General features: G+C 50.3%; 1 protein-coding gene. It reads left to right on the top strand.

Going from position 1 to position 757, the window contains the following annotated elements:
- Window positions 1-757: hypothetical protein (locus J0A66_RS21460; protein ID WP_206575904.1), on the top strand; the 757-nt coding region annotated here is incomplete at both ends.

Below are 757 nucleotides of genomic sequence, written 5' to 3' on the forward strand. Positions count from 1 at the left end.
GCCATTTTGGGCTCACCGTTTTACTCCAACGGTTTAGTCAAAGGCGGCAGTACCTTTGTACCAGGTGACCATCCGTTTAACTTCTTTGTCCTTAACGACGCCGGGGATGGCCTCGACTACATTGATCCGGCCAACTGGGACAATGATATTCACCAAGCCGTAGATGTTGTTGCCAAGGCTCGTCCGTTTGGTGTTTACACCACCGGTGACTCCGCCAGCGGTATTAATAATGCGCTGGATATCGACTTTGACTATTACCGTGCCGTAGCCGGTTTTGAGGCCGATATCAGTGACACCTGGACACTGAATACCTCTTATGTATATGCCGTGGGCAAACGCACCGAAACCACGCATCTGGGAATGTCCAGCACCACCTTTAATGACGCCGTGCTGGATGGTCTATTTAATCCTTTTGGCACCGCCCTTTCCAGCCCAGGCTTGGTTTCACCTAAGGATGGCACCTCGATTGCAGGCAACAGTGAAGATGAACTGGCTGCTGTGCTACATGCCTTTGTTGATGAGACTTACAGTGAACAGCAAGTGGTGGAGTCTATTGCCAGTGGTGATCTATTCGACTTAGACACAGGTACGGTGGGCTTAGCAATAGGTGCTCAGTACCGTTATGAAGACTATCAATATACCCCAGACAGTCTGTCTGCCAAGGGACTGGGTTTTGGCTCTACGCCTTCTGCGTCAATCTCGGGTGATACCAACGTATTTGCCGTTTTTGCCGAACTCTTTGTGCCAGTGCATGAAG

Source organism: Bowmanella dokdonensis, assembly GCF_017254865.1.
Taxonomy (GTDB): domain Bacteria; phylum Pseudomonadota; class Gammaproteobacteria; order Enterobacterales; family Alteromonadaceae; genus Bowmanella; species Bowmanella dokdonensis.